This is a genomic window from Moraxella sp. CTOTU47915 (assembly GCF_031986685.1).
Taxonomy (GTDB): domain Bacteria; phylum Pseudomonadota; class Gammaproteobacteria; order Pseudomonadales; family Moraxellaceae; genus Faucicola; species Faucicola tetraodonis.
On record NZ_DAMAAE010000002.1, the window covers coordinates 59,595 to 81,535 of the forward strand.

The following is a 21,941-nucleotide window of genomic DNA, read 5'->3' on the forward strand; positions in this document are numbered from 1 at the left end:
TCAGTTAGAATTTTTTATCAGCCGTAGCTGGCTATCAAAACGCCTTGCTTGCTGAGTGATAGGGTCAATAAACGCAATGGATTTTGCCAGCAATTTTAACGGTTTTGCAAAATCGCTACTGCCTTGGGGCTTGACAGTGGGATAAAAATTGTCATTTAACAGCGGCATACTTAAACTTGCCATATGTACCCGCAATTGGTGTTTCTTGCCCGTCACCGGGGTTAATCGGTATAAGCTAAACGCCCCGTTATTTTCAATCAATTCAATTGTGGTATGCGCATTCGGCTCACCTTGGGTCATCTTGGTCAAAAAAAACGGCTCGCCACGCTCAAGTCTGGAATGAATGTGAAAGGGATAACATAAATCGCTGCGAGTCGGTGCTATGGCGTGGTAAGTTTTGTGTATTTGTCTATCGGCAAACAGCGCATGATAGCAACCTCGGCTACTTGGATTAACCGATAATAACATCACGCCTGCCGTGTCTTTGTCCAACCGATGCAAGGGTGAAATATCATTTACCGCTAACTGCTGTAAATCTGGATGATTTCTTAATTTGGCTAGCAGGGTTTGACTGACATAGTGACCTGACGGTGTGACGGGTAAAAAATGCGGTTTATCGACCACCAGTAAATGTTCATCCAAATGAAGAATATTGGGCTCAAATGGAATGATAGGCTCATTTTCAACTTGCCTATAGTACAAGATAGTTTGCCCTGCCAAATAGGGCGAATCGTGTTTGAGCGGCTCACCACGCTCAAGGCTAATTAAACCGCTGTCAAACCGTCGTTGCCAGTTTGCCAAACTAATATGAGAAAAATGCGCCGCCAAATAATCGATAAGCCGCCCACCCTTAAACGACTTATCATGGGGTAAATATAACTTACTGGGTTTCATGCCATGCTCTATCATGTTAAATCTATCATCTTAAAAAACCACTTTATCGATGCTGTTTTACTTTACGCCCATTTAATGGGTTAACAACAGCTGCACAGTTATCGCATGATTAATGCTTAGCACATCATTGGGCAGCAAAACATCATGTTGTTTGATAGGTTGACCGTTTCGGGTAATTGCGATGTTGGGGTCAATCTCATCAATCAGCAGCTGTCCTTGAGATTCGACAATCACAAAATACACGCCACTGGCAAGCTTTAGGTCATTGGCGGCAAATAGACGTAAGGCATGCGCGATTTGTGCTTCCCGACTAGCAAACACAATCGGAAACTCGCGTACTTTTTGTTGGCGCTCCCCTAGCCCATCCACAGATTTTATGGTCAAAACAATCTGCTGTAGATTTTGGTTCAACTGCGGCAGTTTGCTTTGCGCTTGGCGTGGCGCAGTACTAGCAGTACTAAAAGCGGGCGGGCTTGCTGATGTATGATGATTTGAGTTTGGCTGTGCCTGAGTCTGAGTCATGAATTTAACACCCAGTTTAATCTCATTGCTAAACACTTCACCTTTTTGCAAACGTGCGATATCAGTTGGCGTGGCTTGCACTTTGGCTTTTAACCCAAATTGCGCTTCGTCGGACAAGGTTACCCCAATTGTGGCAAGCTTAAGTTTTAATACTTCATAACCGTAAGATACCAAATCAATGGCATCATGCGGGGTATGGGTGGATTGATGGGCATGATTAAAACTGCTAAATAATTGCTCCACCATCGCGGTTGTCAGTCCATCATTGGATTTTAATGTAATTTGAGTAATGACTTGGGATTTATCCACCAATTGTTTCGCCGCTGCCATAATCGCATCGGTCAATAAATCTTGGTACGGCTTGGCGGATTTTTGGATGTTTGGCAACACAGTTACCATCGGCTTGGACACAGGTGTTGGCGTTTGAACCGGTGGTTGCACCCTTGGAGGTTGTGGCTTAGAGGATACAGATGGCATAGCCTCAGTATTCACCAGCGGCGGCTGCATCGGCGCAACTGCAGGTGCTGAAGGTTGTATGGGTGATTGCGCGGGCGGTACAGGCTGTGGTCTCGGTTGCACAATCGGTTGTTGTGGCATCGCCGATGAAGGCACGGGTGGCTGAATGGGTTCTGGCAAAGTTATTTGTGTGCGCTCAGGGTAGAATCCCGCCTCGGATTTTTCTTCAGCAAAACGTGGAATCAGTCGCCCTAACACACTTCTATACAGACTGGGGTTCTCGTCTTCGTCATCTAGCGCATAGCCGTCAAGCCGTTGAATCAGCAAAATGACCGAATTATCTGCTTCGCTGGCTATGTCGTCGTCATCCGCTGTTTGGGCGGCATGGGTTTTAAGCGGCAAGATATGAATATCAGGCATGGTGTATTTGAGCGATTGGGTAAAGTGTCGGTAGCTTTCTGCCATTTTCTTATTGGCAGTGATATCAAAACTCGTCGGCACGGAAAGCTGAACGCTCACTCGCTGTAAGTCATCAATGGCGGTGGTGTATAGGCTAAAGAAATTTTCCATTTCATCAAACACATCGCTTGGGTGTTTGTCGTCAATGATAAAACGGTGATTGGTGGTGATGTAAGCCATAATTTACTCTTAATGATTAACTTTTTGATTGATGTTGTGTTTTTTTAACAGCTTGCGTAGCATCAGTGGCTGAATTAGCCACTGAATCAGCCAATGGGTTGGCGCTGGTAGGACGGCTAATCGCTGAGCTTTGATACATCTGTTTGGCTAATATCATGCCTGCCTGTACCGCTCGGTTAATGCCATCGCGAGGGTCATCGACCAAGCCATTTTTAGTCCAGTTACGTTCAACCAATACCGCTACCGCTTTATCCCATTTGCCATTTTTGTCTTTTAGCCCATAGACAAACCATTTATACGGACGAGCATAACACGCCACCGATGGCTGAGTTTTGCCTGCGCGAATGTCCGCATTGTTACACAGATTTGCCACCATACTGGCGGTGACATTGGGGGTATAAAAGCTGCGACCGTTTTGGCGGGTTGGATAGTTAAAGCCGGGCGTGCCTGTTTTGCCCACTATCACGCCCTGTGTCCATGCACAGCTACCAATCGCTTGGTTACAGGCAGCAAAAGCTGTGCCGTTGCCGCCGCCCAAACCTGTGCCTGCTAGCAGCGTACCTGATAATAAATTAAGCGCACCGCGGGCGTCAGATTGGTTGATACCCAGTGGCATGGCGCCGAGTTGGCTGGTAGCTGTGGTCAATGTCTCTTGACTTTGGGCATTGCCTCGCCAGGCTTTAGGACGCAGCGGAATTTGATTGACGCCCCACAAATCCTCAATCAAATGCACGCCACGACGCCGGGTCGCGCCATTATCGGCAATCAGCAGATTGGCAAACATATCTGACACACCCAGTACCGAGGTTTTGGCATTACCTGCGCCAAACACTTGGTTCATGCTGGCATTGAGCATATCGCCCCCTTGACGACACGCCCCATTCATACGTCCGCCATTGGCTTTGACACAGCTTGCCACTTGGCTTTCGGTAAATTGTAATTGCTTGGTGGTGTAATCTTGCTTGCCATCGGTGAGCAGTACACCTGAAAAATAGCGGCTTTGTAGCATCGGGTCGCTATTATAGGCTTTACCAAACAATAAATCTTTAAATCCGCAATTCACTCCCCCTTTACCGGCACAATTCACACTCCATCCCATGTCATCACTGGCTTTTTTAAAGGCTGGCATACCTGGGCAAACGCCTTGTCGGTCACGTTGCAATGACATCGCACTGGTCGTGCGGTGACAATATAAAAAATTCGCCACTTTTTCGGTGGATGAGCTTGCCATCACTTGTTTGAGATATTGCGCTTCAGGGGTTTGCATATTTTTAAACCGCGGATTGGCGCGTACCAGTGCCAATGCTTGTACGGTTTTAACGGTCGAACCTGGGTACACGGTTTGGTATAACGCATGGTTCATGAGATTTTGCTTGCTCCAGTCTTTTTTCCACAGTATCGGGCAACCTGTGGGCTTAATCGTGGTATCGCCATTATCGGCACGGTAGCAATTGGAGTCAGCGCTAGCAAGGGCAAGCACACCTTGGGTTTTGACGTCAATCACCGCGATACCGATACTGCGTACCAAGGCGTTCTCATACATGCCATTGGCGACATTTTGCAACGCAGGCGATAGCACGTTATTACAGTCCGTGCCATTGGGGTTATTGGTGACACAATCCGCTACTTGTTGGGCGGTTGTTTGTACAGCGGGATCCAAGGTTAACGCCATGTTGTAGCCGATTTTGATATCCGAGCCATCGACATTGATACTATTGATTGGCGGTGCCGTGAGTTTTTGCCACCAGCTGCGTTGATCATTTTTTTGTTGGTAGCTTTGATAAGCATCCAATAACTGGCGGTCAAAATGGCTGGCGTGAATGTTGGACAATTCGCTATACATCAACCCTAGATTGGTCGGCAAAGCAACCTCAGTTTTGCTGGTGGAGGCAATCCGTTTCTTCGGGTCTTGCGTGGGTTTGTCTTGTAGGGTTTGCAACACGCCATTGGCTTGGTTTTGAATATCGTTTTTGGTTTTATTAAAAGCATTATTTGGGTCAGATGCTGGTGCATTGGGTAAAGTCGCCGCCCCTGTCAATGGTTTGACCGCCAAGGACTTGACCGACATCGGAATCAATCTAGGGTTGTTACAAAGCTGGGTTAATGAGTCAACGTCACCTGTGTCAGTCATGGTATTGCCACGACTATCGACATACAGATAGCCTGTTTGATTGTCCGCCGTTTTGGCGGTTTTGATGTATACACAGCCCGGTAGCCCATACCAAGGGTTGGTTTGGGTGAGCCAATTGGTTGGCATATGTGCGACATTGGGGTCGTTTTGATTGCGGCGATTGGGCTGTTGTTCTCGCCATTGTAGTTGCAACAACCGCTCTGGGTTGGCAAGCGTTTTTAGCGCAAAGGCTAACGCGTCTTCGTTGATATGTTGCTCACAGGCTTGTTGCCAAAGGCTGGCAGTTTGCAGTTGGTATTGGTTGGCTAGACGTTTTTGCTGATACAAGCTGAGCAGACTTTGATTAACTCGGTTGATACTGTCGGTAAAACGGGCTTGGTTTTTGGGCTGCATTAAGTCGCACGTTTTGGCAGGCGTGGCGTTGACCGAAGTTGATAGATTAGCGTTTGCACTTTGGGTATTAGTATTTTGGCTGTTGGCTTGGTTGACCACATCCGCCATACCCAGATTATCGACGACAAGTGACACGGCGTTTTCATTCGCCTCTGCATTGTACGTGGTATTTGAGGCGGTTAAGGGCGAGAGATACCAGGCCAGCCAGCCGATAAGGCCGACAACAAACACCACCAAAATTACTTGTAAGTTGGTCAAAATGGTTTTGTAAAGCGCTTGAGAAACCCGAAAACTGGCAACTTTACCGTCGTTTTTGATTTTTTTGTTACTATTTTTTGTTTCACTTGCTTGCGTATTGTCGGAGGTATTGGCAGGCGTGGCTGTTTCTTCAATCTCTGTGGTTGAATCAGTGACATTATTATCTTGTGGTAAGATGTTAGAATCTATTTTTTGAACAGTTTCTAACTTGCCACTGTTCATAGTTTCTTGACTGTTTTCGTCTTTCGGGGTTTGGTTTTCGGTCATTTTGAACCTTTAATTTTTGCAAGCCTTACTAAAATTTGACGTTTCTACAATTGGATAAGTTATTGAGCATACGGTTTATGGTTTATTGCCGTCCAACATCAGCTTTGGCTGAAACAGCGCCAAACTGAGCATAATACTATTGAGCCATAAATTACTGGTGCCATAACTTAAAAACGGCAAGGTCACCCCCGTGAGCGGTAAAATTCCTAAATTCCCTGAAATGGTGACAAGTGCCTGAAACACCGTAATCACCACCCACAGCAAAATCACCCACGCCAGCAAAAAATAACCGCCCGATAACAGCCGTGATTTCATCTGCTCACTGGCAAACGCCATCTGCTGACGGGCAATGAGCGCAAGCCAAGCAAAATACACCATCATCAGCCCCACACTGGCCCCGATACCCACCACTGCCATCACCGAAGTGATGGTATAGTCACTTTGCATCTGTAGCGGTACGCCTTGACAGCCCGACAAATGGCTGTTTGTTAAGTGATAACCACACCACGGAATATCGCCAAATCCATAGCCAATCATCGGCACACTATCGCGAAACCAATGCAAAATCGCCATCTGATCGTTGCTCGCCACAAACGGATTGACCCACGCATTGACCCGCTCGGCAGTACGCGCATCAAACCCGCTTAAATTCACCAATACCATCATCAGCAAAAGCAAAATCGCGGTACTCGACAACACGCCCAAAATATAACCCCGACCGCCCATTTGGAAAATTTTGTTGGATAGCGCCACGCCCACCAAAAAGGTAAACAAAAACAAAAATACCAACATGGTGCCTTTTTCATTGGCAATACCCAGTGCAATAAACGGCAACACCACCGCGAAAGCAAGCAGCAGGGTCATTTTTTTGGAGCGGAAAAACAGATGATTAATCAAGCCGCGTTGGTTAATCGCCAAAAACACGCCCAAGAACACCATCAGCCAAATCTTTGACAGTTCAGCGACTTTCGCACTGTCACTGTGAATCAACACTGCCAAGCCCAAATAACCCACCGCAAAGGCAAGCAGCCACACACGGGCTTTAGTCATCGCCGATTTGACATTGCCCCAACTGCTGTGTAGTAAGTTATTGGCAACGAGGGTTTTAAGCCCCCAACTAACCAAACTGCTAATCGGGCGAGCCAGGCTAATAAACACAAAACACCAAAACAAATCTTTGAAATGATTGAGAAAAATATAACGCAGTGACAGATAACTACGGGTGCTTAAATCAAACAAAATCATCAAGCCAAAGGTGGCAAAGCCTACAAACAACGGATAAATCCACGCGGATGACAGCATGGCACGGTTGTCGGGGAATTTTTCCATCAACCGACGCATGGGCGAAAAAATCGTCAATACACTCAGTAGCACGCCGACGCAAAAAAGCACGCCCCCCACCATCATCGGCAATATCACACTATGGCTAACACCCGCAATGACCAATCCCCACACGGTGATGGCTATCGGTAACACTTCCAACCAATGCTTACGCCGCGACAGCCATAGCAAGCCCCACGTCACCCATGACCAAATACACACCTGAGTGAGCATTCCCAAATGCATGGGCGTGCCAATTAACGGCAGTAAATTGTTCGCTTGCAAGGCTTTTTGTTGGTTGTTATTGGCGTCATAGATACTGGCGACATCATTTGCCGATTGATTTAACAATTTGGCGATGGCGGGCTGATTGCTAAACAGGCGATTGTAGGCAAAACGTCGATTGCCATCGGCAACCGCAAGTAATGACACCGCAAAATTAGCTTGGTCGGCAGGGGATAATTTATCGGTTTTTACCGCCATTAAGTTGTCTAAACTATCGAGTTGCCCGCTAGCATTAAGGTGTAGCCAATCTTGGCGATTGCTGAGTTTATCGCCACCCAAATTCACTTCGGTTTCATTCTCAACCAATTCGTTTTGGCGTTGCTGTTTGCCTTGGGCTTGCCATGCCGCCGCTAAAGCTTGTTGGGTTTTGGCAAAATGTTGCTTTGCCTCACTCATTAATTGTGTGGGCTGACTGGCTTGGGCACAAGCTTGAGTCATGCCATAGTTAGGATCATTACGGTTGTCATACAGATTAGTAATAACGTTGTCGCCACAATATTTGCTAAGCAGTTGCGGTTTGGCGATGCCTTCAGTATAGCTCATCAATTCGAGTTGATAACGCTGCAGTTTGGGCGAATGGGCGTAATCTGCCAGTAAAAATGCGCCAATTAACAGGAGCCATACCACCGCTAAAATCATGATTTCGCTCAACGTTTGCGCTTTGGCGTTGGGTTTTTTGCTGGCTTTTGTACGACTCACTATGTTTAGCATGGGGTTTTCCAAATTGATTAACTTTTTTATTGTTATCCCTGTTTAAAAATTAATTGGGGTCATACAACACCACCGTGCGTGCGATTAAATCATGCAGCGTTTGTTTTCGGGCGGTAAACCACATCAAAAAACCAAATGGCAATAAGATAAGTTTTAAGGTTTCGCGGATTAACGCATGGAAAAAATTAACCCGTTGACCCTGCATACCAAACACCCACATACCCATAATCACCTTGCCCACCGTTGCTTGTCGTCCCAAACAGGTCAATAACGTCATATAAAACAAATAAAATCCATACGCTATCAAGGCAAGCGTTTGATCGCTAAACCCACGAATGCCAAGCTGCGGTAAAATCTGCGGCAACAATAATTGATAAGCCAATCCCAATAATAAACTGACTAACGCTAAATCAAATAGATAAGCCAATGCGCGGCGCACAAAACCTGCATACAGCATGGTATGAGCCGGCTTACGAGTCTGCAGCGCGGTCGAAGGCAGCTGATTGGTAGCGGGAGTTGGGTATTGGCTAGGTTGCTGTGGTTGCACTGCGGGAGCGACATAAGGATTTGCATAGTCAGAGGGTTGTGCGGGTAGATTTGACGCTTGAGCAATATCAGGCTGTTCATAATTAGGCTGTGCATAGATTGGTTGAGCAGGTTGCTGCATAGGTTGACTAGCCTGCACAGCTGGCATATCGGTCGGTTGATAATTGCCTGCAGATGGATTTGGTGTATAACTTTGCCAAGTAGAATGTTCGGGCTGGATCGCGTTATGGGTACTGTCATAGGCATTATAGCCACTTGACTGTACAAAAGAATTTGCTTGCTGCGGCTGAGTATGATTATCAGATTGTTGCGCAAACTGACGACTGCCACAATTTGGGCACATAACCGCAGTTTTTGGTAATTTTTGACCACATTGTTGGCAGACAATAATCATAGATGTTTACTACCCTATTTTGATATTTTCAATTTGATAAACTAATTTGACGATCCAACCACCCAATTATATGGCGGCAAACACTCAGCAGGCACAGGATTGGCGCCGCTGCTGTTTTGCTGGTCGATAATGGCTAACACTTTCTCGGCAATGGGTACCAGTTCTGGATAGGTTTGCGGATAATTTAACATGTTTTGGCAACGTTTTTGTTGATCGTCCGTGGTATAAAACTGTGCCAATAACGACCCCACTGCGCCTTTGTCATCACCCGCTTGCAGTGCCATTGCTGCTGCCAATTCAATCATATAAGTATTGGGGTATTTGCTGCTATCACGCGGCGTTTGTAGCGCATAAAGCAAAAAAGATTTGCTATAAGGATAGTTGTTTTTAAATAAATAATAAGCAAAATTGGCGACATATTCGCCTTGGTTAGGATTGTATTTCACTGCTTGCGCTTGAAGATAAGCGGCGGCTTTTGGGTCTTTTTTGCGCCAGTAATAGCTTTTTGCCGCTTCATTGAGTTGTTTGGCGAGCGTTTTATTCATGGGCTGCTGTTTAAAATAGCCCATATCCGCGTTGCGAAAGGCTTCAAGTGAGTATTGCTTTGTCGCATTGATATCTTGGCTGTAACCGAGCTCTTGCAGCTGTTTGAGCGATGGCTCGGCAAACTCACCCACCTTGACGACTTTATCAAAAAACTCGGGGCTAATACCGAGCGTGTCTTGATACAGCTTGGCTACGCTAGTTTGCGACGAGGAAGAAAAAAAGCCACTTTGCTCTTTAAGCGCTTGCGTCATAGTGGCTTTTGCAGTCGGTAGCGATTTGATGATGGTGCTGTAACTATTTTGGCTTTTTGGTTTTTTTTGTGAATTATCATCGGTACTTGCCGCTTTGGTATTATCGGACTGATTGGTAGTGGCGGATTGTGATGTCGTCGGTGTTGAGGCGGATTTTAACCTTGATACGCCATAGCCACCGATTGCCACTAGGGCAGCAATCATCGCTATCAGCCACCCTTTAGAGGGCTTTTTGACAGATACCTCACCGGTAGAAGTAGTATACGGTGGCGTAGTGGGTGTCGCATCTCGAGTATCAGTGTGATGCGTGGGTGCTGTTCTCGCATCTGTCATTGTATCTAGCATCGTATCTGGCATCGCCATTGAATGAGTCGCCGGTGTTTGGGTCGCGTCATCGACTGCATCCCCTGCATTGACTACATTTGCATTGACTATATTGATGGGTTGGCTCGGTATGCCCCGGTGACTGTTAGCCTGAGTATTGAGCGATTGCTCAAGCCGACGATTATTTGCCAATGTCTCATCACCCATCAAACCGGCCAAAGCCGCGCTTGGCTGATGACTTGGGTGATTTGCGGCAGTGGACGCTACAGAAGCACGGGTGGGCGTGGTTTGCCAGACGCTGGTTGTCGCTGCAGCGATGATTGCGGGCACAGGTGTGACGGGCGTGGTTAACGGGTTATTGGGTACGGTTAAAAACAGACAGCGATGACAGGGTTTACCAACAAAATGAATGTGGCTAGCATCATTGGGATAATTTTCACACACTTTAAACTGGCGGTGTTGAACCAATCCGCGTAGATGGTTTTCCCACTCGGCGGCGCTTGGGCGATCAGTTGGATGGGTGGATAAAAACGCTTTATCAAACATTGCACGGGTTTGGTCATCCCAACACATATGAATGCTGTTTTTTAGCGGGGCAATCTCTGGGTGTGGCTGCAAGCCATAAGCATATAGCCGCTCTTTGATAAATTGGTCGGTGTTGCGATGGGCAGCATTTTTTAATCGGTCTGAGACAGGGATAAAATAAAAAGGATGAATACCATTGTTTAAAATTTTAAACAGCTCAATCGCCAGTACAAAACGGTCGTGTTTTTCATCCAACAAACCAATATCTTTGTGTTCATGGTATTCAGGACTGGTCATTTCAGGTGATATGACAGGACTGGGATAAACGCTGCCATCACTGCCAGTAATACGGTAGCTATCACAGTCGATAAACCCAACGATAAAGCCTTTATAATCATCATCCATGCCCGTGCTTGGCTCTGGCATCAGGCGCATATTGGCTTCTTTAAAATCAATAAAGGCATGCCCATGACCATGTAAATCCGCCATCAAGGCGCTAATATTGGCACACAGCTGCACGCGATAATTGAGACTCTGCTGATACGCGGTCAGTTTTGCTGCCTCTCGTGGGTACATAAAAGGATTGAGCGATAACGACCTATCAAAATCCAGCTCTGGCATGGCATAGCCAATGAGCTCATCATGCTCGCCGACAATCAGATGTCTCACCCAAGCAAACTGGGTATATCCTACCCCATTAATCACTTCATAAATATGCTCAGGCGGGCGCGCCATCATGGCTTGTAGTTTGGCAAGGCTGGGGTTTTTGGGGTCGATGGGATTTTTAAAGATTTTTGCCACCAAATTGCCCGTGCCTAACAGATTACCAAGACGGTAGACAATGCCCATACCGCCAGAGCCGATCTCATGAGAGATAGGCAAATCAATGGTGATACGCTGATTGTTTGCAATTAAATACGGCATGAACTATCTCTTAAGATTGGCAGATGAGGTGGGTAAAGCGGCTAACTCAGTGCTAGCAGTGGCACTCATATGATTTATTGTGTCAGTAACACCCAAATAGTATAGCTGTATTTGCTGATTGCCGCTAGAATCGCTGACCGTGCTAGCAGGCAAACCCGTAGAGGCGGTAGCTGCTTTATGGCTAGTAGAGCTAGTTAAAATTTCTGATAACCCTTTGTCAAGCGTCAGACTATCCAAGATTTCAGTCTTTTTGCTTAACCCAGCTATTTGGCTCGTTATCGATTTGATAGGCAAGCTAATTTGGCAGTTGTAGTAATGCATCGTGGGTTGGATGGTGACCCCTAAACTTGTCAAATCATGGGTATCGGTAACTGGCAAACAGCTTGCTTTAGCGGCAATTTTGACAACATGATTGTTAAATTGTGAGTCGGTCAAAGTAGCCGCCAAAGTAGCCTCAGTCTCGGTATGTTGGTTTTGCAAAGCTGTACTCGCTGCACCACTGGCAACCGTTGGGTTTTTATTAGCGACCACCGTGGTCACAGTGGCGGATAATAAGGGCTGATTCGCATTATTTTTGTTTTCGTTTTTATTGTCGTTTTTAGTTTTAGCGCTACTTGTTTGTTTAGATTTTTGCTCGATGACATCGATAGACTGACCTTGCGGGCTAGCTATTATTACCTTAAAGATGGGATCATCGCTGGGATTGCCACTTTCGGTAACCGTTGCGGCTTCGGTCAAGTTAATGGCATAGGAATCACCCAGTGCGTGCGCGATCAGTGGGGTCGTTATAGCCGAGGTGGGCGTTGTACTCGCCACCGATGCTGCAGTATTTACATTGTTGACAGTTTGCGTCGGCAGCAACCGATCTTTATTTATCCAGCCCAATATACCTGTACCAATGAGCATCACTGCGCCAGCCATCATAGCGGTATTACGCCGCTGTCTAGTTGAGTCACTGACGGACTGTGAAGGCGGCAAAACCTGTGACGTTGTGGCAGCTGGCGTTGCAGGAGCAGTATCTACAACACTGGCTTGCGGATTTGGGTTAGGCGCTATGTTATTGATGTTATTGGAGGTTATGTCATTAAATGCTACGTCATCAGGCGTGCTAGTGGCGCGGGTATTTTTATGATTGACAGCATCGGCATGCCAAACCGTGGGGTTGTTTGGTGCAGTCGCTATCGTGTCATTTTCTAGGGTGTCATTCGCTAGGGTTTTATTTTGCCCCTCAACCATCGGTTCAAGGCTTTGATAATGCTGTTGATTTTTTAGTAATACCACCAAGGATTTATCATCACCGGTTAATCGATAGGTGGCAGGGTTGCCAAGCGCCTGTTCAATAATCGCGCTGCCCTGCTGTAAGCTTTGACTTTGGGTTAAATTAAATAGCAAGTTACCAAAAAAAGGGCGGTAAATTTTGGGCGTAACACTTGCGCCTTCAAATACCAAGTCCGCACAGCCATCCGACATCAGTGCAAGGCAATCCACTTGCGATAAATCAATGGGCTCAACCCTTAAAAAGGATTGCCAATTGTCTTGGGTGATAAAATGCGTCTCATTGACGTATTCATTCTTGCTATCATCCCCGTACACTTGCAAGTTGGTAAAATAATCAATGTGAGGATGGCGCACAACAAATTGGCTGGTGATAAGAGGACTATCACCGATTTGCACCAATAGTGCTTGATGATTTGAATGAATGAGTAGCCCAGTAAAGGTGGTGTGATAATCTCTTAGGCTCGATTCAGCGGTCAGCTGTGACTGCAGGTCGAGGCGTATTTGTGATAATTGCTCGATAATTTGCTGTTTGACTTGCACCAAATCAAACGCAATGCCGCTGATACTGACACTGTGACTAACACTGAGACCCACACCGAGACTGAGCAGCATTTTTCCAATTGATTGACTAAAAAACGCTGCCCCCGCTTGGCTAAATTTTGCCGAGCCCGCCCCATCACATACCACGGCGACCATACCTTTTTCGGTTTTTTGCAAATAGATACTGTCTTGATTGGGCAGGTTGCTGTCGATATGGGATTTACCAATACTGGATGCGCCATACATTTGCCAAGATGATTGGACTGATAATTGCGATGTTGGCGCGAACAAATCCGTGGTTTGGTTCATCATTATCCCCAGTTTTTTTAGGTTTTTTTATTATCATGAGCGTTGCAGGTGATTGTCTTTACCATCAACTTTGAATGGTCGCCCACGGTGAGATGCTCCCTAATTGCACGGTTTCTCCAGGCGCAGATTGTGAGACGGTCTTAAGACTCGCGGACAACCACACAAAAAATTCGACAAACTTAACGGAGTTGAGATGCACGGGCGGGGTTAAAATCGACAGCTGTTTGAGCATCTTAATTTCTTGCACGCCCGCATCAATGGCAATCGGATAAATAATACATTGATTATTTTGCTCGGCTTGGTGACCTTGATTGATAGCCGCCTGCCACACATCTTGGCTGTCGGTGGGCAGACCATCCGTCATGGCAATGACCCAAGGACGGGTATAATTGATACCGTTGTCGCGTAGATTGATACGCTCTTGCTCAATCAAATTGAGCGCAAGCAACATACCTTGCCCGAGCGGCGTCATGCCATTTTCACGAAATTTAATGGGGAAAAAATCAATCGCATCCGTCCAATCCATCATCAGCTCTGCAGTGTCATTGACCCCGCCCACGATGACAATGGCCAAACGCACACGGTTGCGGGCTGTTTCGTCTTTCATCAAATCATGATAAAACGCCTCAATCCCTTCATTGAGCATATCGATACGGCGTTTGTCGCCATTGCCTGAGCGTATCGCCATTGAGCCTGACAAATCTAACACCAGAACGCACAGAGTACGCTGGGCGACGTTATTGCCGTAGTCGATTTCACGAAACTGGGGGGTGATGGCTTGCGGGATGGATGGCGGCGTAGAATCAGTTGAGGTTTGAAAATTGGGTATGGGGTTGTGGGCGACCATAAAGATATCCTATTTTTATTAAAATTATTGTAATCGGTATCTCAGCAAAAGCCGATACCAAAAGCAAGGTTTTTTGTGGCGATTTAATTAACAACCCTCAAAAATATTTCTACAATCTTACCAGAAGGGCTTAAATACTCCCCCGCCCCGTTAATCATAAGTTATAAAAAACCCCTAACACGCGGTTAAGGGTTTTGATTGTTTAATTATCTTAGTTTTTTAACAGGCTTATTTAATGAGCGCATGTAATACGCTTAGTCTTTTAACACTTCTGCCATGGCATTGGCTACATAGTCGATATTGCTAGCGTTTAGACCGGCAACCGAGATACGCCCATTAGCAACCATATAAATCCCAAAATCTTTGATAATGCGCGCTACTTGCTCAGGGGTGAGACCGGTATAGCTAAACATACCGTTTTGCTTGGTGATATAGTCAAAACTGCGGCCGGGTAATTTGGCTTCTAAACTGTCACGCAGTTTTTGGCGCATGTCTTTGATACGATCGCGCATCACATACACTTCTTGTACCCATTCATTGAATAACGCGTCGTCATTCATCACGATATCAACCACGTGACCACCGTGCGAAGGTGGGCTTGAGTAAATGCGGCGGATATTGAACTGCAATTGACCTTGTACCGCTTTGGCTTGTGCTTCTTCTTTACACACCACAGATAAACCGCCAACGCGTTCACCATACAGTGATAGATTTTTTGAGAATGAGTTACTGACAAAGAACAACAAGCCCATGTCCACTGCTTTGCGAATCGCATAGACATCTGCATCCATGTCTTCACCAAAGCCTTGATAGGCAATATCCATAAATGCAAGCAAATTTTTCGCTTTTACCACTTCAAGCACTTGATCCCATTGCGCTTGGGTCAAATCAACGCCCGTTGGGTTATGACAACAAGGATGCAGCAACACCACATCATGGGCTTGCAAGGTGTTTAAGAAAGCAATGAGTTCATCGAATTTGATGCCATTGGTCGCCGCATCATAGTAGGGATATTTGCCCACCGCAAAACCAGACCCTTCAAAGATACCGATATGGTTCGCCCACGTTGGGTCAGACACATAGCATTTGGCTTGTGGAAACCAAGCATGAATAAAATCAGCCCCGACTTTGAGCGCGCCTGAACCACCGATGGTCGCTGTGGTTGCCACACGCTGGTCTTTTAATACTTGTGCATCTTTACCAAACAATAGGTTTTGGCAAGCCGCGCGATAACCTGGCAGACCGTCCATTGGTAGATAGGGACGTGGTTTTGGTGGATTAGCGATTTGTGCTTCAGCTTTTTGCACACAGTTGAGGACGGGTAATTTACCGTCATTATCAAAATATACACCCACACCCAAATTCACTTTGTCGGCACGTGGGTCTTGTTTATGCTTGTCCATCAACCCCAAAATCGGGTCACCTGCATACGGTTCTACATGTGAAAACATGAATAGCTCCTACATTTAATTGATAAGTTTGACTGCTAAAAAATTTACGCTAAAGTGGCATTGCCCAAATATTCAATGTCAACGGATAAGGATAAACCTTGTAACCCAATAAAACAACTGTCACGCCTATTTTTTTGCTTGTCTAAGCGCTTTAATTAGCAAAAATTCAAGCCTGCCAAAGTGTCCTGTTCAATGGGTTAATTGACCCATGCAGTTACATTTTTTCACAGCAGTTATCGCATAAATTGCAAATTTTGCGTGTTATTTACATTTATAACTTATATTTCTATCAACAATATGCGCATAATAATTTCATCAATTCCATGTGTATTTTTGAGGAAACACAATATGATGATGACCGCTATAAAAAAATCCCAAATCGTTGCCGCGTCAGTTGCGGTGATTGCCATGAGTGCCGTGGCAACGCCCAGTAATGCGCGCACCGTTAAAGCCGCCGCTAAGAAAACGACAACGGTAACCACGACCCGCGTGGCGCCAAAAACCACAACAATTGTCAATCAACATATCGATGGCACGAGCGATACGGTAATGGTTCGACCCAATGGATTTACCATCGTTGATGGTATGCCGTTTTACCCGACACAAATTGTCACTACACCGACCTATCGCACTGTCTCTACATCTACCTCTACGCCTGTCGTCACTACCACAGCCCCTGTGGTAACAACAGCACCTACTACAACACTGCCTAGTACAACTGTAGTATCAACATCGAATGTCAATACCACCACCCCAGTGACGGTACAAACAGGCTCAGGCGCGACAGTAACCGTGTCAAAACCTGCTACGGTTGTTTCTACTACCACGACAACCCCTGTATTGCTACCCGCATCAACGCCTGCGATAGCGACAATGACCACTGTGCCTGTCACGACTGCACCGGCTATTATCGTTAATCCGTAATTCGTAATTCGTAATTCGTAATTGGTAGACACTAATTAGTTAATCTACCAAAAGCAAGACGTCACACGTTGTCGTCTTGCTTTTTTTTAAGCGTATTTTTAGCGGCTGATAAGGTAAAATAGTCATCTTAAGTTTAATTTTGCAACCTATTTTTTATGTTTTTATCCGCTGATAGATTAGATATGCAAGGTTTACGCGATGAATTATGAAAGATTGCAAGACAAATTATCCATCTTAGCCGATGCTGCCAAATATGATGTTTCCTGTTCATCAAGTGGCAGTAAGCGTGACAATCATAATAAAGGACTCGGCACGGCTAATTCGGGTATTTGTCATAGTTATACCGAAGATGGCCGCTGTGTTTCCTTATTAAAAATATTGTTTACCAATCATTGTATCTACGACTGCGCGTATTGCACCTCACGGCGCAGTCACGATACGCCGCGCGCAGCATTTACTGTTGAAGAAGTGGTTGATTTGACCATGCAGTTTTATCGGCGCAACTATATTGAAGGCTTGTTTTTAAGCTCAGGGATTTTTAAATCGCCCGACTATACCATGGAGCGATTGGTTCGTGTCGCCAAAACCCTGCGCCTTACGCACAAATTCAATGGCTATATTCATCTAAAAACCATTCCGGGTGCATCTGCTGAACTGATGCAAGAAGCAGGATTGTATGCCGATCGCTTAAGCGTCAATATGGAAATCCCCACCAAATCTGGCTTGGCATTGCTCGCGCCTGAAAAAAACCATGACGATATGAAAGCGCCAATGAAAGTGGTGCAAGAACAAATTGTGGTGTTTAAAGACAGTAAAAAACAACACAAACATACCCCAAAATTTACCCCAGCGGGTCAAAGTACCCAGCTGATTGTGGGCGCAGCGCAAGAGACCGACTTACAAATCATCCGTTTATCGAGCCATTTTTATCAAGAATATGACCTAAAACGGGTGTACTATTCAGGGTATGTGCCTATGCTCAGTGACAATCGCTTGCCCGCCATGGGTACCCCTGTGCCGATGGTGCGAGAAAATCGCTTGTATCAAGCGGATTGGTTAATGCGTTTTTATGGATTTGAAGCAGAAGAAATTCTACCCGATGACCATCCGTTTTTGGATTTGGACTGTGACCCCAAATTGGCTTGGGCGATTCGTAATAAGTCACATTTCCCCGTCAATATCCAAACCGCGCCCTACAAAATGATTGTGCGTATTCCTGGTATTGGTACCCGAACCGCCAAAAAAATTGTTCAGGCACGAAAATTTTCGACCTTGACGCTCGAACATCTCAAGCAAATGGGCGCTGCCGTAAACCGTGCCAAATACTTTATCGCACTCAAAGGTCGCAATGAGCATTTAAGTCATTTAACCCAGGATAACTTTCGCGATTATGTACTGGCGCAGACCCAAACCAAATTCAAAGCCGAACGGCATGGTCAATTGGCGTTGTTTTAGCATTATTATTTTAGAATTAATTTTTTAAAATCAATCTTTTAAAATTAAGGTTTTAAAGTCCACTGTGCAAAAGGTCAATCTTTTATGGATTTAGTGACGGCTGAGACCCCCATTTTAATCTTTGATGGCAGCTTTGAAGGCTGGCTCACGTGTGTGTTCACCATTTATGAGAATGGTTGGCAGCACACCCCGATTGTGACCATTCAAGCCGAGCATGAAGTGGTGCCCAATTTTTGGCAAGACACTGTCACCGTCGCGACCGATGAAGCCAAAACTTTACGGGTGAGTGATAAATTAGCGCACGTCTTTGGCAAAAACGGTATGCGGCAACTGCTGTGGGGCTTTTTATCAGAATCGCCTACGGTGTATAGTCATCTGTTTGGGGTGGTACGGTTTCAACTGTCCAATCCCAACCTTGATGTGTGGGAGAATTATACCCATGCGGATGTGATGGCAGTGAGCAAGCTTATCAAAATGGTCGGGCGTGAGCGCCACCGTATGCAGGCGTTTGTGCGATTTGAACAAATGCAAATGCCAGACACCGACAAATCGGTATATTTTGCGCGTGTTGAGCCAGATTTTAATGTATTACCCATTTTGCATCAGCATTTTAAAGAACGCTATGCCGATCAGACTTGGGCGATTTATGATGTCAAACGCGGGTTTGGTATTTATTATGCTCACGATGATCCCAGCGAACAAGTCCATATCATCTGTGAAGTAGATGATGAAGCGCTACTGCATCCGCAGCAGTTTTATAGCAAGGCAGAACAACAATACCAAACGCTTTGGCAAAAATATTTTACCCACGTGACCATCAAAGAGCGCTTAAATCGCAAGCTGCATATTCAGTATTTGCCAAAACGCTATTGGAAATATTTAACGGAAAAAATGGTCTAATTTTGGCTTTTCTACAATAATTGAATACCAAAGTTGCTTAGTAGTCTGGCCAATAACCAAAAGATCATAACCGTCACTACGATACAAATGCCCAAATCCGCCCAAAAACCAACTTTTGGCAGCAAATATGGAAAAATTAAAAACATCGGCAAGGTGGGTATCACATACCAAAATGTGTAATAGGCGTGATTGGCGATTTTTTCGGTGGATTGATGTTCAAGATACAGCCAAACCAAGGTCAAAATCGTCACCAATGGCAACGCGGCTATAAATCCTCCTAGCTTGTCACTGCGTTTTGCAAACTCTGAAACCAATACCACCATTAATGCAGTGATGGCATATTTAAACCAGATATTCATGTGATATATCTACCGTGTCTTTGTCTTTATATTGACTGTAAATGTTCAAGTAGCTGTTGCATATCATCGGGTAATGGCGCTTGCACTTTAATAGGCTCGCCTGTTTTTGGGTGGATAAAGCCAAGCTCATAAGCATGTAGCGCCTGACGCTGGAACTGTTGCACGACGTGTTTTTGGTCGTCATCCAAGGTTTTTAGCAATATTGCATTTTTACGAGCAGCGCCATAAAGCGGATCTCCGAGCAAGGGAAAACCCAAATTTGATAAGTGTACACGGATTTGGTGGGTACGCCCTGTTTCAAGGCGGACGCTGACCAATGAGACAGCGTCGCTTATCGCTGTGATTTTCTCAAGATGGGTGACAGCGGGTTTGCCACTACCCACCACCGCCATTTTAGTGCGCTGGGTCGGATGGCGACCAATGGGGGCGTCAATGGTGCGATGGCGGGCAAGCTCAGCCGCGGACGCTAACACAATCGCTTGATAAAGCCGGTACACGGATTTGTCTTTAAGCTGATTAATTAGATGCAGTTGGCTTTGACTGTCTTTAGCAATCACCATTAAACCCGATGTTTCTTTATCGATGCGATGTACCAATCCTGCTCTAGGTAGCGTGCGGCTGTCAGGATAATGAAAAAGCAGCGCGTTGACTAGCGTACCTGACCCATTGCCCGCGCCAGGATGGACGACCAAGCCTACGGGCTTATTGATGACCAGCACCGCCTCATCTTCATACAAGATATCAAGTGGGATATTCTCAGGCAAATCTTGCTGTTGAGCGGTCAAACTCGCTTTAAGCACCAACATATCATTGGGCTTAAGACGATATTTGGGTTTTTGCGCTGCGCCGTTTACGGTTAATTCGCCTGACTCAAGCCAATTTTTAATTTGCTCACGCGAATAGTCGCTAAACACCAAGGCAGCAATTTTATCAATGCGCTCCCCTATTTGCTCAGAGTTGACTGTATAATTTTGGACAATTTGATGACTGCCAGCATCGTGGGTCTGCAAGTTTTGAGTGCTTGGCTGTGGTTGTGACAGGTTTTCCCATTCTTCTTCGAGTTGATTGGTATTGTTTTGAGTCATAGATTCAGTTATAGGTTCAATGTTTGATTCGATTGGATTTGAGTTGTTCGGATGTGAGGCGATTGGCGTGGTCATAAACAGTTCAGAGTTAGGGTATAGGGATTTGCAAAATTAATATGCGCGGATAGGTCACAAAGTATAACGTTTCGTGATAGACTTAGTGAAATTTTTAATACAATATTTTGCATTCAGTTTTGAACAATAAGTATTATGATGGGCAAATATTTTTGCAATAGATTTGAGGTTCGTATGCATCATCTTTCCAAAGTTGTGGGTGTCACCGCAATTACTCTAGCTTTGACCACTTTATCTGGCTGTCAAACGCTAAAAAATTCAAAATTGTTGGGTGGCAAAGACGAAGTCGTCGCGACCAAAGCTGAAAAAAGCGAGCAAGGCTACTACCAAGCGGCGTCTGATAACATCAAAAAAGGCAATTTTGCCAAAGCGATTAGCCAGTTGAACGATTTACGGACTTTCTATCCTGTGGGTGATTACAGCGAGCAAGCATTACTTGACTTGATGTATGCGCAGTACCAACATGGTGACTATTTGGATGCGATTGCCAGTGCTGATCGTTTTATCCAGTCTTACCCATCCAACCCGCAAGTTGACTATGCGTACTATGTTCGCGGCATCTCAAATATGCAGGCAGCCTCAGGCGGCGTAATGAAATACACCAAGCTCAATCCTGCACACCGTGATATGGGCTATTCGCGCATTGCCTTTAATAACTTTCAGCAACTGATTAATCGCTTTCCCAATAGTGCCTATGCCCCAGACGCTGCGCTACGTATGCGTTATATTTATAACCAATTGGCAGAAAGTGAGATGGATGTAGCGCGCTGGTATATTAAACGCAAAGCCTATGTGGCAGCTGCCAACCGTGCTAAATGGGTATTTCAGTACTATCCACAAAGCGAAGCGATTCCAGAGTCTATTGCAACCATCGCCTATAGCTATGACAAACTGGGAATGACCGATACCGCTAATCAATATAAACAACTCCTTCGTATCAACTACCCTGGTCTGATTGATGCGCGTGGCAATGTCAAACTTGATAATACCCGTACCGGTTCAAACTGGTTAAATAAAGCCACATTGGGCGTGCTCGGTCAAAGCTCACGAAATGCTGCTGTTCAAGGGCTAGCCCAGCAGTCGGGTCAATACTCAGGCAATACCAAGCCACAAGTAATTCAGACCTCAATTCAGCAAGCTGCGGCAATACGCCTGCCAAGTCCGGCTACCACGGCAAATGATGAAACACCAACCAGACCACGTGATACCACAATTGGTTTGGGTCTGCCACCTGACAATACCAGTCAAGTCAAATAATCTATAAACCCCGTTAACATTAGCTAGGTTTATCCTAGCTATTTTTTTTCAATCAGCTAATTTTTAACTGGAAAT

At 45.5% G+C, this 21,941-nt stretch carries 15 protein-coding genes; 4 read left to right on the forward strand and 11 right to left on the reverse strand.

Annotated elements, in window-relative coordinates; all coding sequences use genetic code 11:
- The 9 genes from RTL34_RS02495 to RTL34_RS02535 form a co-directional block, all read right to left on the reverse strand.
- Positions 1-894, reverse strand: coding sequence for a pseudouridine synthase (locus RTL34_RS02495; protein ID WP_312114350.1), 894 nt, complete (start codon positions 892-894; stop codon positions 1-3).
- A 72-nt stretch (positions 895-966) separates the two neighbouring features.
- Positions 967-2,511: a hypothetical protein gene (locus RTL34_RS02500; protein WP_312114352.1), complete on the reverse strand. Its 1,545-nt coding sequence runs from the start codon at positions 2,509-2,511 to the stop codon at positions 967-969.
- Positions 2,512-2,527: 16 nt separating this feature from the next.
- Positions 2,528-5,560 (reverse strand): penicillin-binding transpeptidase domain-containing protein, encoded by a 3,033-nt coding sequence (locus tag RTL34_RS02505; RefSeq protein WP_312114354.1) that lies wholly within the window; start codon positions 5,558-5,560, stop codon positions 2,528-2,530.
- A 75-nt stretch (positions 5,561-5,635) separates the two neighbouring features.
- Complete coding sequence (locus tag RTL34_RS02510) at positions 5,636-7,876, reverse strand: FtsW/RodA/SpoVE family cell cycle protein (protein ID WP_312114356.1); 2,241 nt, start codon at positions 7,874-7,876, stop codon at positions 5,636-5,638.
- A 49-nt stretch (positions 7,877-7,925) separates the two neighbouring features.
- Complete coding sequence (locus RTL34_RS02515) at positions 7,926-8,816, reverse strand: RDD family protein (RefSeq protein WP_201664161.1); 891 nt, start codon at positions 8,814-8,816, stop codon at positions 7,926-7,928.
- Between the two features lie 41 nt (positions 8,817-8,857).
- Positions 8,858-11,386 carry a hypothetical protein gene (locus RTL34_RS02520; protein WP_312114358.1) on the reverse strand — a complete coding sequence of 843 codons (2,529 nt, stop codon included), beginning with the start codon at positions 11,384-11,386 and terminating at the stop codon, positions 8,858-8,860.
- A 3-nt stretch (positions 11,387-11,389) separates the two neighbouring features.
- Positions 11,390-13,513, reverse strand: a complete 2,124-nt coding sequence (locus tag RTL34_RS02525; protein ID WP_312114360.1) for a PP2C family serine/threonine-protein phosphatase — start codon at positions 13,511-13,513, stop codon at positions 11,390-11,392.
- Between the two features lie 64 nt (positions 13,514-13,577).
- Positions 13,578-14,360, reverse strand: a complete 783-nt coding sequence (locus tag RTL34_RS02530) for a vWA domain-containing protein (protein ID WP_312114362.1) — start codon at positions 14,358-14,360, stop codon at positions 13,578-13,580.
- A 254-nt stretch (positions 14,361-14,614) separates the two neighbouring features.
- Positions 14,615-15,811 carry an amino acid aminotransferase gene (locus tag RTL34_RS02535; protein WP_312114363.1) on the reverse strand — a complete coding sequence of 399 codons (1,197 nt, stop codon included), beginning with the start codon at positions 15,809-15,811 and terminating at the stop codon, positions 14,615-14,617.
- 348 nt (positions 15,812-16,159) lie between these two features.
- Between RTL34_RS02535 and RTL34_RS02540 the strand changes: the two genes are divergently transcribed.
- From RTL34_RS02540 to RTL34_RS02550, 3 genes are all read left to right on the forward strand, one after another.
- Positions 16,160-16,735: a hypothetical protein gene (locus RTL34_RS02540; protein ID WP_312114364.1), complete on the forward strand. Its 576-nt coding sequence runs from the start codon at positions 16,160-16,162 to the stop codon at positions 16,733-16,735.
- Positions 16,736-16,933: 198 nt separating this feature from the next.
- Entirely contained in the window at positions 16,934-18,190 is a 1,257-nt protein-coding gene (locus RTL34_RS02545; protein WP_312114366.1) for a putative DNA modification/repair radical SAM protein, read from the forward strand.
- An 84-nt stretch (positions 18,191-18,274) separates the two neighbouring features.
- Positions 18,275-19,090, forward strand: a complete 816-nt coding sequence (locus RTL34_RS02550) for a TIGR03915 family putative DNA repair protein (RefSeq protein WP_312114368.1) — start codon at positions 18,275-18,277, stop codon at positions 19,088-19,090.
- An 11-nt stretch (positions 19,091-19,101) separates the two neighbouring features.
- Here RTL34_RS02550 and RTL34_RS02555 read toward each other — a convergent pair whose 3' ends face one another.
- Positions 19,102-19,449: a DUF3147 family protein gene (locus tag RTL34_RS02555; RefSeq protein WP_062330541.1), complete on the reverse strand. Its 348-nt coding sequence runs from the start codon at positions 19,447-19,449 to the stop codon at positions 19,102-19,104.
- A gap of 26 nt (positions 19,450-19,475) precedes the next feature.
- Positions 19,476-20,609, reverse strand: coding sequence for an RluA family pseudouridine synthase (locus RTL34_RS02560; protein ID WP_409455433.1), 1,134 nt, complete (start codon positions 20,607-20,609; stop codon positions 19,476-19,478).
- A gap of 174 nt (positions 20,610-20,783) precedes the next feature.
- On the opposite strand from RTL34_RS02560, the gene RTL34_RS02565 reads away from it, so the two are divergent.
- Positions 20,784-21,866 (forward strand): outer membrane protein assembly factor BamD, encoded by a 1,083-nt coding sequence (locus tag RTL34_RS02565; RefSeq protein WP_312114370.1) that lies wholly within the window; start codon positions 20,784-20,786, stop codon positions 21,864-21,866.
- The last annotated feature ends 75 nt before the right edge of the window (positions 21,867-21,941 follow it).

Excerpts from the sequence above, each read along its gene's own strand:
- RTL34_RS02495 (WP_312114350.1), bottom strand. The coding sequence starts at position 894 with ATGAAACCCAGTAAGTTATATTTACCCCATGATAAGTCGTTTAAGGGT.
- RTL34_RS02500 (WP_312114352.1), bottom strand. The coding sequence starts at position 2,511 with ATGGCTTACATCACCACCAATCACCGTTTTATCATTGACGACAAACAC.
- RTL34_RS02505 (WP_312114354.1), bottom strand. The coding sequence starts at position 5,560 with ATGACCGAAAACCAAACCCCGAAAGACGAAAACAGTCAAGAAACTATG.
- RTL34_RS02510 (WP_312114356.1), bottom strand. The coding sequence starts at position 7,876 with ATGCTAAACATAGTGAGTCGTACAAAAGCCAGCAAAAAACCCAACGCC.
- RTL34_RS02515 (WP_201664161.1), bottom strand. The coding sequence starts at position 8,816 with ATGATTATTGTCTGCCAACAATGTGGTCAAAAATTACCAAAAACTGCG.
- RTL34_RS02520 (WP_312114358.1), bottom strand. The coding sequence starts at position 11,386 with ATGCCGTATTTAATTGCAAACAATCAGCGTATCACCATTGATTTGCCT.
- RTL34_RS02525 (WP_312114360.1), bottom strand. The coding sequence starts at position 13,513 with ATGAACCAAACCACGGATTTGTTCGCGCCAACATCGCAATTATCAGTC.
- RTL34_RS02530 (WP_312114362.1), bottom strand. The coding sequence starts at position 14,360 with ATGGTCGCCCACAACCCCATACCCAATTTTCAAACCTCAACTGATTCT.
- RTL34_RS02535 (WP_312114363.1), bottom strand. The coding sequence starts at position 15,811 with ATGTTTTCACATGTAGAACCGTATGCAGGTGACCCGATTTTGGGGTTG.
- RTL34_RS02540 (WP_312114364.1), top strand. The coding sequence starts at position 16,160 with ATGATGATGACCGCTATAAAAAAATCCCAAATCGTTGCCGCGTCAGTT.
- RTL34_RS02545 (WP_312114366.1), top strand. The coding sequence starts at position 16,934 with ATGAATTATGAAAGATTGCAAGACAAATTATCCATCTTAGCCGATGCT.
- RTL34_RS02550 (WP_312114368.1), top strand. The coding sequence starts at position 18,275 with ATGGATTTAGTGACGGCTGAGACCCCCATTTTAATCTTTGATGGCAGC.
- RTL34_RS02555 (WP_062330541.1), bottom strand. The coding sequence starts at position 19,449 with ATGAATATCTGGTTTAAATATGCCATCACTGCATTAATGGTGGTATTG.
- RTL34_RS02560 (WP_409455433.1), bottom strand. The coding sequence starts at position 20,609 with ATGACCACGCCAATCGCCTCACATCCGAACAACTCAAATCCAATCGAA.
- RTL34_RS02565 (WP_312114370.1), top strand. The coding sequence starts at position 20,784 with ATGCATCATCTTTCCAAAGTTGTGGGTGTCACCGCAATTACTCTAGCT.